This is a genomic window from Pseudomonas sp. Sample_14, assembly GCF_004307515.1.
In the GTDB taxonomy this organism is placed as follows: Bacteria; Pseudomonadota; Gammaproteobacteria; order Pseudomonadales; family Pseudomonadaceae; genus Aquipseudomonas; species Aquipseudomonas atacamensis.
Map to the genome: position 1 here is coordinate 64,740 of NZ_RCOC01000035.1, position 9,380 is coordinate 74,119.

The following is a 9,380-nucleotide window of genomic DNA, read 5'->3' on the forward strand; positions in this document are numbered from 1 at the left end:
GCCATGAAATTCCTTGCCCTTGTTGCCTCGCTGCTCGTCCTCGCTGGTTGCGCCAGCGGTCCGCGCTATGACACCAGCCACCCTTCGGCCAATTACGACAGCCGCATCCAGTTCGTTGTGGTGCATTACACCTCGGCGTCGCTGGAGCGTTCGCTGCAATTGCTGACCCATGGCGACGTCAGTAGCCATTACCTGATCGGCGATGACAAGAGCGCCACCGTGTACAAGCTGATGGACGAAAACCAGCGCGCCTGGCACGCCGGCGAAAGTCAGTGGCAGGGCCGTACCTGGCTGAACTCCAGTTCCATCGGCATCGAAATCGTCAATCCCGGCTACAAGGACACCCCGACCGGGCGCCTGTGGTATCCGTACAGCGAAGCGCAGATCCAGTCGTTGATCACCCTGCTCAAGGACATCAGCAAACGCAACGGCATCAGCCCGCGGCACATCATCGGTCACAGCGACATCGCGCCGTTGCGCAAGCTTGATCCGGGGCCACTGTTCCCCTGGAAACGTCTCGCCGCCGAAGGCCTTGGCCTGTGGCCGAACGAGCAAGCGGTGGCGCGTCAGCAGGCTATTTTTAACAGCAACCCGTTGCCGGAGATCGGCTGGTTCCAGGCGCAACTCGCGCGTCTGGGTTACGACACGCCGCAGACCGGCGAGCTGGACGTCGCCACGCGCCACGTCCTCGCCGCGTTCCAGATGCATTACCGCCCTGCCCGCTTCGACGGCACTCCGGATGCGCAAACCGCAGCACTTCTTTTGGTCCTCAATCAGACAAAATAATGACGCCCGCCCGACGGTCAGGGCGAAATCGCAATCAGCAGCTATAACTCATGGTAATTCTTCGGAAAATCCCTTATGGCTGCGACCCGAGAGACGCTGCGTAGCTGGTTTTATCGCCCTGTTTTTTTGGCGATGATCGCGGCTGTCCTCAGCGCCAGCCTGCTGATCGCCGGCGGTATGTTCGCGGCGATGCGCCAGTTGGAAATGCGCGAGAGCCAGGAAATGAACGCCCAAGGCGAGCGTTTCCTCGCGCGCCTCGAACAATTGTTCGGCCAGTTGCGCGAAAGTCTCGACGACCTTGAAGCCCAGCCCTTGCGCGGCTGCGACGAAGAAATGATCGCGACTCTGCAGCAAGTCACCTTCAACTACCGCTTCGTCTACGAAGCCGCGTACATGGACGCCTCGCGGTTCTGCTCCAACCGTCCGCGCCAGGAAGGTCTGTCGTTGGTGCGCGCGCCGGACATTCAGGGCCCGACCTACAGCTATTGGCTGAACACCACCACCGAGCCCGATGAAAACCGCGCGGCGCTGATGCTCGGTCGCGGCAACTTTCGTGTCGCTACCTCGCGCGGGCATTTGACCGACATGGTCGATCTTTCGCCCGGCAGCAGCCTGCTGGTGGTACTCGATCACGGCACTCGCGCGATTCCGGTGCTCGGCACCGCACAGACCTGGCCACCGACCGAACCCTGGCCACCGAAGAGCCCTGATGCGCTGCAAGTCACGCAAACGCGGCTGATCTATCGCATGCCCACCGACAACCCGGAATATCAATTGGTGCTGATTACGCCGCGCACGGGCATGCACGTCCCGGCGGTGTGGTGGTGGCTGTTGCCGGTGTGCCTGATCGCCGGGGCCGTTGTCGGCTTTCTGACCTTGCTATTGGTGCGTCAGCGCCAGTCGCTGGATGCCGAGCTGCACGGGGCGATCCGCCGGGGTGAGTTGCAGGTGCTGTATCAGCCGATCTTCGATCTCGACAGCCGCAACTGCGTCGGCGCCGAAGCGCTGCTGCGCTGGCGGCGCCCGGACGGCACGCTGACCAGCCCCGACCTGTTCATTCCCATGGCGGAGAACACCGGGCAGATCCGGCAGATGACCGACTTCGTCTTGCAGCGTCTGCTCGAACAGCTGGGGCAGCTGCTGCGCGCCAATCCGCAGCTGTATATCTCGGTGAACCTCGCGGCCTGCGATGTCATGGTGCCGCGCATCGGCCAGGTCATGGCGCGGCTGCTCGCGCTGCACCGTGTCGCCGCGCGGCAGATAGCCTTCGAAGTCACCGAGCGGGGCCTGATTGATGTGGTGGTGGCGCGGGAAAACCTGCAAGCCTTGCGCGACGTCGGCCATCAGGTGCTGATCGATGATTTCGGCACCGGCTATTGCAGCCTCGCCTATCTGCAGACCTTGCCGGTGGACTGCCTGAAGATCGACAAGGCGTTCATCGATGCGCTCGGCCATGACGCGGCGAGCAGCGGCGTCGCTCCGCACATCATTCACATGGCGCAGGCGCTGGATCTGAAAGTGATTGCCGAAGGCATCGAGCTGGAATCCCAGGCAGCACTGCTCAGCAGTGAGGGGGTCAAGTTCGGTCAGGGCTGGCTGTTCGCTCACGCACTGAGCGCCGTGCAGTTCATTGAACTGATCACCCGTGGACGACGCCTGGCCGGACGGCGTATGGACGATGAAGCCTAAACGGCCAGCGCCATGTAGAACTGGGTGCCCTGCCCCGGCCGCGAATAAACGCCCATGCGCCCGCCGTGCAACTGGACGATTTCCTTGCACAGCGCCAGGCCAAGGCCGGCACCGCCCTTCTTGCGTCCAACTTGCACGAACGGTTCGAAGATCCGCCCCTGCTGGCCGTAGGCAATGCCCTCGCCATTGTCTTCGACGCTGATGATGACCCGCTCGCCATGGCGGCGTGCCTGCAGCCGGATCTGCCCGTCGCGGGCGGTGTGCCGCAAGGCGTTGTCGATCAGATTGTCGAGGACGCGATCAAGTTGCGCCTGATCAGCCTGCAACCTCGGCAGCGGGCCTTGAATCTCGATGTTCAGCGCAACACCTTTGGCCGCAGCCACGTCGGCAAAGCGCAGTTGCGCCTGCTCCAGCAGGTCATCAATGGAACATGGCGCCAGAGTGAGTTTCTGTAGGCCGTTCTGGTAGCGCGAGAAATTCAGCAAGTCGTTGATCAACTGCATCAGACGCTGCATTTCTTCGTTGACCGTATCCAGCAGGTCAGCTTCGCGCGATTCCGCCGGGAACTTGGCCCGCTCGCGAAAAAGTCCGAAGGCCATGTGCATGCCGGTGACCGGCGTGCGCAGCTCGTGGGAAGCGCGCAAGACGAACTCACTGCGCACGCGCTCGAACGCGCGTTGCTCGGTAACGTCGTGCAGCACCATCACCGCGCCGAGAATATGCCCCTGGGTATGACTGACCGGCGTCAGGCTGTAGGTCAGCAGGCGCGATTCGCCATCGACTTCGATACTCAGATCTTCCGGCGCACGCTCCAGCGTGCCGCCGCGCAGCACCAGTTGCAGTTGCGCATCCAGCTCCGGGCGCCCGAGTGCGGTGCCCAAGCCTTGGCCGAGCCGGTCGTCTTCCCAGCCCAACTGGCGCTGAGCCACAGGATTGAGGTGTTCGAGCTGGCCTTGGCGATCAATCATCAACAAACCGTCGTCGATACTGTCGAGCACCGCTTGCAAACGCTGCTGACCGGCCAACAGTTCGTCGACATTCATCGCTTGGTGTTCGCGCAACGCTTCGGCCATCAGGCCGAAGCGTCGCGACAACAGGTTGACTTCCATGGCCGTGGAAATCGGCAGGGTCACGTCATAGTTGCCCTGGCCGATATTGTCGGCAGCCTTGGCCAGCGCTTCGATCGGTGCGCCGAAACGTCGGGCGATGCCCTGGGCGGTGACGAAACCGATGATCAGCACCGCCAGTCCGACCAGGCCAAGCAGCCCGGCAATCAGCAACGCGCGTTCACGGGCAGCGTGTTGGACCGCGTTGATGGTTTCCAGCGCATGTTTGTGCTCAGCAATCAGGCCATTACGCAGAATGTTGAAGCGCTCGCGGAAATCCGCAGTGGTACTGGCGTTCTTCGCCGCTTCGGCAGTCACGTCGAATGAGGCGAGGAAGTTCAGGTAGTCGGCCTTGGCCTGGCGGAAACCGTAAGGCTGGCCATCGCCCTCCCGCTGCTGGGCGATGCCTTGGTCGAGCAACTCGAAGTAGTGCTGTTTGGACGCTTCGAACGCAACGGGATCGGGTTTTTCGGCGAGCATGATGATCAATTGATCACCGAGGGTCTGGCGCAGCTTGAGGCCCAGATCCAGGGTGACGAAGTTGCTGCGCACCAGCGCTTCCTGTGACCCGGCCATCTGCATCACGCTGACCAGCCCGAGCAAGAGCCCGAGCAAGGCCACGGTGATCAACGCAGAAATACTCAGGAACAGGCGCGTGCGCAGCTTGATCGCCAGTTTCATCGCGCAGTGCTCACAGGTTGTACTGCTTGCGTTTGCGATACAGGGTCGAGGCGTCGATGCCGAGGGTTTTCGCCGCTTGGTCCAGGGTACCGGCGGTGGCAAGCACCGCGCCGATGTGCGCTTTCTCCAGCTCGTCCAGGCTCAGCGCCGCGCCGACCCGTGGCGCGTTGTTGGCCGGTTGTTCGGCCATGCCCAGGTGGCTGATTTCCACGCGTTCCTGCGGGCAGATGATGCTGGCCCGCTCGACCACGTTGCGCAGTTCGCGAATATTGCCCGGCCAGCGATAACCGAGCAGCGCTTCGCGCGCCTCATCGCTGAAGCCGCGCGCCGGACGCGCGTACTCTTTGACGAAACGTGCGAGGAAGCGATCGGCAAGGGTCAGGATGTCTTCGGCGCGCTCGCGCAACGGCGGCAGATGCAGGGTGATGACGTTGAGACGATAGAGCAGGTCTTCGCGGAAACGGCCGTCGCGGACCATGTCTTCGAGGTTGAGGTTGGTGGCGGCAAGGATGCGCACATCGGCGCGGCGAGTGACCGGATCGCCGACCCGCTCGTATTCCTTGTCCTGGATGAAGCGCAGCAACTTGGGTTGCAAAGTCAGCGGAAAGTCGCCGATCTCGTCGAGAAACAGCGTGCCGCCGTCCGCCTGGTTGACTCGACCCAGCGTGCTTTCGCTGGCGCCGGTAAACGCGCCACGGCTATGGCCAAACAGCTCGCTTTCCATCAGCTCGGCAGTCAGCGACGGGCAGTTGATAGTGACGCAGGATTTCTTCTCGCGCTTGCTCCAGCCGTGAATCGCACGGGCCAGTTCACCTTTACCCGTGCCGGACTCGCCAAGGATAAGAATGTTGGCGTCGGTGCTTGCGACCTGCCGGGCCGTTTCCAGCACGACTTTCATCGCCGGGCTGTGGGAATCGAGACCGTCTTTCGGTTTGCGGATCTCGCCTTCCAGCGCTTCGAGCCGCGCGGAGAGCTGGCGCACTTCCAGCTGCTTGGCGGTGGCCAGGCGCAGTTGATCAGGGCTGCACGGCTTGACCAGATAATCGGCGGCGCCGGCCTGGATGGCATCAACGGCGGTGTCGACCGCCGAATGGGCGGTGACGATCACTACGCGCATCCACGGCGCCTGAATGCGCATCTGCGCGAGGACGTCGAGACCGTTGTCCTCGCCCAGGCGCAAATCAAGGAAGCACAGATCGAAGACCTGACGTTGCAGCAAAGCATCGGCCTGGGCCGCGCTATTAGCGGTGGCTACCGTATAGCCTTCGTCTTCGAGGCAATAACGAAACGTACGCAGGATGGCGGATTCATCGTCCACCAGCAGAATGCGGCCTTGTTGCTCAGTGGCAGATTCCATTTTTCCTACGCTCCATAGTGATTAGTCTTGGGTTAGTCCCGGAAAAATCGGGCAAGTTGCATGGTTGATTCTGAACGATACCAGCCATAGGAGGGTAGCTCTCTACTGCCATAACGGCCAATTCATTGATTTCGTTGAGTTTTAAAACATTCTGCGTTTTGCAGGGCAGATCCTGCGTCCTCTTCTGACATCTGCGTACCGGTAGCAATTCCATATCATCGAAATTTCCCACGAAATAATCGTGCATTGCGCACGACCGCAGAAGAGCCATCGTGCAGGATGCGTCTCAGGAAATTTCTCAACCACGTATAACTCATTGTTTTTATTGGTTTTTTCACAGATGAAAAAACTGGCATGCAGGCTGCAATACCTCACTCAGCCCGGGCAGAACAGCACTGCCCCAACCGAACAAGCGTGAGGAACACAGGATGACTCGCCCAATCGCCGCCCAAGTACGTATTTCGCCACTGCAGATCCAGCAAGGTCTGTTCGGTGTACTGGCGTTGCTGATCACCCTGATCGTCTGCCAGCAGTACATGAGCTGGGAAAACAGCCGCAAACCCGAGCCACTGATTTCGATGCAGCACAGCACTCAAACGCACTTCAGTGCCGTGAGCAGCAGCCAGGTTGAAAACGCTTCGATGCACATGATCGATGTCGACCAGGCGCAACCGCTGGATCAATTGCCACGGGAAGAGCGCTGGGTTTTCTAAGCCTTTGAACACATTCAGGCGCGTAGCGCCGGAAACCGGAAACACCCCTAAATAGAGAAGTAAGGAGAATCACCATGTTGAGCTGGGCAATTACATTCTTGATCATTGCCATCATCGCCGCCGTTCTGGGCTTCGGTGGTATCGCGGGCACCGCCACGGGTATCGCCAAGATTCTCTTTGTCGTGTTCCTGGTAATGTTCATCGCTTCCTTCTTCTTTGGCCGTCGCGGCCGAGGTTAACGATGATCGGTCTCAAGACATTGGCCGCCGCCCTGCTTCTGGGCGGCAGTGCCATGGCCATGGCGGCCAATGACGGCCAGACCCGGGTCAACGAACTGCTCGCCTCCGACGCGCAGTACCGTGAAACCTGGGAAGGCGTGATCAAAAAGGAAGAGCGCGTACCGGAATGGGTGATCAACCTGTCCGGCACCTCCGAACAACAGATGCATGCCGTTACGGAAGATGGCGATCAGTATCTGGTCGGTCCGCTCTGCGAGAGTCAGGACAAGTGTCTGAATCACCGCTTGATCGTGGCCTTCAGCTTCGACAAGGATGACGCCTACGCCATGCTGGTCGATGTGCCGGAAGGTCTGCCGCAGGACAAGTCGCCGACGCGACACGCGACTTATCGCTTCTTCGGCAAACCTGATCAGGGCATGCAGGATCTGCTGATGGAAACCCTGAAGAAAGATCCGAAGTGGTACTGACGCAGGACGCGCAACGGTTTCGAACACGAAAGCAGCGCCCCGCTGCTTTCCATTGCACCGCCCGATGAGGGTCGGTGCATGACCAGGGGGCCGGGATGTTCTGACTGATACAGGGTCGGAGTGACCTACGGGTACAGGGAGTACCTGCGCAAGGGCCGGGTCAGGGTAAAAGCTGCGCCGCAGGTTCGTCGACCCGGTGGTCTGACGAATCTGCGCTGGGCTTTGAATTCGCTAAAACATTGATCCAGCACGCCAAATTCCTTTTTCAATCGTCAACACTGCGAGGAAAACATTTCGCGGTGTTTCCTGGCGACCGTATATCGACAAAGATCGCGCTCGTTCCGTGTGACTTCTAGTCTTGCGATTCAGACTTTTTCCGGAAATTTCCGCCGGTTTTACCTGTGCAAAATTTAACCAGCCTACGCTGTAATGGCCGGTTCACGGCACTTATGCCGGCACAAATGTCACAATCGAACCGCTTGGGACGCCAGTTTCAAATGAAAAAGCTCATGCCGATTAGGCATAGGGTAGGCGTTTACGGCATTAGACGGCGCCACCTTGCATCGGAATAGTTGCGCCTTTTTTCGCCTGCCGAAGAGCCGTAAACACGCACTTCGGGGCACCTTATACGGAGGCAGATGCACAGACTTTTCCGCTGATGAGCGTTCCAGTTCCTGCATGTGCCTGAGTCAAACGCAAGTAAGGGTAAAGATAATGAAGAAGGCAAAAATCAGCCTCGCCTGGCAGATCCTCATCGGTCTGGTTCTAGGGATTGCAATTGGTTCGTTGCTCAACCACTTCAGTGCTGAAAAGGCCTGGTGGATCAGCAACGTCCTGCAACCGGCAGGCGATATCTTTATCCGTCTGATCAAGATGATCGTGATCCCGATCGTCATTTCCTCGCTGATCGTCGGCATCGCTGGCGTCGGCGACGCCAAGAAACTCGGGCGTATCGGCCTGAAGACCATCATCTATTTCGAGATCGTCACCACCATCGCCATCGTTGTCGGTCTGGTGCTGGCCAACGTGTTCCATCCGGGCACCGGCATCGACATGAGCACTCTGGGCACGGTCGACATCTCGAAGTACCAGGCGACCGCCGCCGAAGTGCAGCATGAACATGCATTCATCGAAACCATCCTCAACCTGATCCCGTCGAACATCTTCGCGGCCATGGCCCGCGGCGAAATGCTGCCGATCATCTTCTTCTCCGTACTGTTCGGGCTCGGCCTGTCGAGCCTGCAGTCGGACCTGCGCGAGCCGCTGGTGAAGATGTTCCAGGGCGTTTCGGAAAGCATGTTCAAGGTCACCCACATGATCATGAACTACGCCCCGATCGGCGTGTTCGCACTGATCGCGGTGACCGTGGCCAACTTCGGCTTCGCCTCGCTGCTGCCGCTGGCGAAACTGGTGATCCTGGTTTACGTCGCCATCGCCTTCTTCGCCTTCGTCGTGCTGGGCCTGATCGCCAAGCTGTTCGGCTTCTCGGTGCTCAAGCTGATGCGCATCTTCAAGGATGAGCTGGTACTGGCCTACTCCACCGCCTCCTCGGAAACCGTGCTGCCACGGGTGATCGAGAAGATGGAAGCCTACGGCGCGCCGAAAGCCATCTGCAGCTTTGTGGTACCGACCGGTTACTCGTTCAACCTCGACGGCTCGACCCTGTACCAGTCGATTGCGGCGATCTTCATTGCCCAGCTGTATGGCATTGACCTGTCGATCAGCCAGCAACTGCTGCTGGTGTTGACGCTGATGGTCACCTCCAAAGGCATCGCCGGCGTACCGGGCGTGTCCTTTGTAGTGCTGCTGGCGACTCTGGGCAGCGTCGGCATCCCGCTTGAAGGCCTGGCGTTCATCGCCGGTGTCGACCGCATCATGGACATGGCCCGTACCGCACTGAACGTGATCGGTAATGCTCTGGCGGTGCTGGTCATCGCGCGCTGGGAAGGCATGTACGACGACGCCAAGGGCGAGCGCTACTGGAACTCCCTGCCGCACTGGCGCAGCAAGGAAAAACTGCCGGCTGGCGAAATTTCCAAGAACTGATGCAAAACCCTGTGGGAGCGAGCCTGCTCGCGAAGACGGTGTATCAATCTACAGAGATGTTGAATGTGCCGGCCTCTTCGCGAGCAGGCTCGCTCCCACAGTGATTGATGCACGCCCCACCAACGAACCCCGGACCAATCCGGGGTTTGTCGTTTCTGGCGACCCCGCTATCATTCGCCGCATTCTTCGGGGGATTTGACTGATGCTTAATGGCCTGTGGCTTGGCTTCTTCATCGTTGCAGCCGTGTCGGCGCTGGCGCAGTGGCTGATCGGCGGCAACGCCGGGATCTTCGCGG

9 protein-coding genes are annotated in these 9,380 nt (G+C 59.9%); 7 read left to right on the top strand and 2 right to left on the bottom strand.

Features of this window, described 5'->3' with window-relative positions:
* Nucleotides 1-3: 3 nt before the first annotated feature.
* Together D8U61_RS07810 and D8U61_RS07815 are read left to right on the top strand one after the other, a co-directional pair.
* Nucleotides 4-786: an N-acetylmuramoyl-L-alanine amidase gene (locus tag D8U61_RS07810; protein WP_130926710.1), complete on the top strand. Its 783-nt coding sequence runs from the start codon at nucleotides 4-6 to the stop codon at nucleotides 784-786.
* A gap of 75 nt (nucleotides 787-861) precedes the next feature.
* Nucleotides 862-2,475: an EAL domain-containing protein gene (locus D8U61_RS07815; RefSeq protein ID WP_130926711.1), complete on the top strand. Its 1,614-nt coding sequence runs from the start codon at nucleotides 862-864 to the stop codon at nucleotides 2,473-2,475.
* Here D8U61_RS07815 and D8U61_RS07820 read toward each other — a convergent pair.
* Nucleotides 2,472-4,262, bottom strand: coding sequence for an ATP-binding protein (locus D8U61_RS07820; protein WP_130926712.1), 1,791 nt, complete (start codon nucleotides 4,260-4,262; stop codon nucleotides 2,472-2,474). The two genes, D8U61_RS07815 and D8U61_RS07820, sit on opposite strands and share 4 nt — an antisense overlap.
* Nucleotides 4,263-4,272: 10 nt before the next feature.
* Nucleotides 4,273-5,619 carry a sigma-54-dependent response regulator transcription factor AlgB gene (gene algB, locus D8U61_RS07825; protein WP_024014980.1) on the bottom strand — a complete coding sequence of 449 codons (1,347 nt, stop codon included), beginning with the start codon at nucleotides 5,617-5,619 and terminating at the stop codon, nucleotides 4,273-4,275.
* A gap of 428 nt (nucleotides 5,620-6,047) precedes the next feature.
* Between algB and D8U61_RS07830 the strand changes: the two genes are divergently transcribed.
* From D8U61_RS07830 to D8U61_RS28065, 5 genes are all read left to right on the top strand, one after another.
* Nucleotides 6,048-6,332 (top strand): hypothetical protein, encoded by a 285-nt coding sequence (locus tag D8U61_RS07830; protein WP_016772355.1) that lies wholly within the window; start codon nucleotides 6,048-6,050, stop codon nucleotides 6,330-6,332.
* Between the two features lie 74 nt (nucleotides 6,333-6,406).
* A complete protein-coding gene (locus D8U61_RS07835; protein WP_003177151.1) occupies nucleotides 6,407-6,571 on the top strand; it encodes a DUF1328 domain-containing protein in 165 nt (54 codons plus the stop codon).
* Between the two features lie 2 nt (nucleotides 6,572-6,573).
* Nucleotides 6,574-7,038, top strand: coding sequence for an inhibitor of vertebrate lysozyme family protein (locus D8U61_RS07840; RefSeq protein ID WP_016772356.1), 465 nt, complete (start codon nucleotides 6,574-6,576; stop codon nucleotides 7,036-7,038).
* Nucleotides 7,039-7,752: 714 nt separating this feature from the next.
* Nucleotides 7,753-9,084 carry a glutamate/aspartate:proton symporter GltP gene (gltP, locus tag D8U61_RS07845; protein WP_130888803.1) on the top strand — a complete coding sequence of 444 codons (1,332 nt, stop codon included), beginning with the start codon at nucleotides 7,753-7,755 and terminating at the stop codon, nucleotides 9,082-9,084.
* A 202-nt stretch (nucleotides 9,085-9,286) separates the two neighbouring features.
* A partial coding sequence (locus D8U61_RS28065; protein ID WP_241663606.1) for a hypothetical protein occupies nucleotides 9,287-9,380 on the top strand: 94 nt, incomplete at its 3' end.

Bases quoted from the DNA above. Each gene is read 5' to 3' on its own strand.
- D8U61_RS07835 (WP_003177151.1), top strand. From the start codon at position 6,407: ATGTTGAGCTGGGCAATTACATTCTTGATCATTGCCATCATCGCCGCC.
- gltP (WP_130888803.1), top strand. From the start codon at position 7,753: ATGAAGAAGGCAAAAATCAGCCTCGCCTGGCAGATCCTCATCGGTCTG.
- D8U61_RS07815 (WP_130926711.1), top strand. From the start codon at position 862: ATGGCTGCGACCCGAGAGACGCTGCGTAGCTGGTTTTATCGCCCTGTT.
- D8U61_RS07810 (WP_130926710.1), top strand. From the start codon at position 4: ATGAAATTCCTTGCCCTTGTTGCCTCGCTGCTCGTCCTCGCTGGTTGC.
- D8U61_RS07820 (WP_130926712.1), bottom strand. From the start codon at position 4,262: ATGAAACTGGCGATCAAGCTGCGCACGCGCCTGTTCCTGAGTATTTCT.
- algB (WP_024014980.1), bottom strand. From the start codon at position 5,619: ATGGAATCTGCCACTGAGCAACAAGGCCGCATTCTGCTGGTGGACGAT.
- D8U61_RS07840 (WP_016772356.1), top strand. From the start codon at position 6,574: ATGATCGGTCTCAAGACATTGGCCGCCGCCCTGCTTCTGGGCGGCAGT.
- D8U61_RS07830 (WP_016772355.1), top strand. From the start codon at position 6,048: ATGACTCGCCCAATCGCCGCCCAAGTACGTATTTCGCCACTGCAGATC.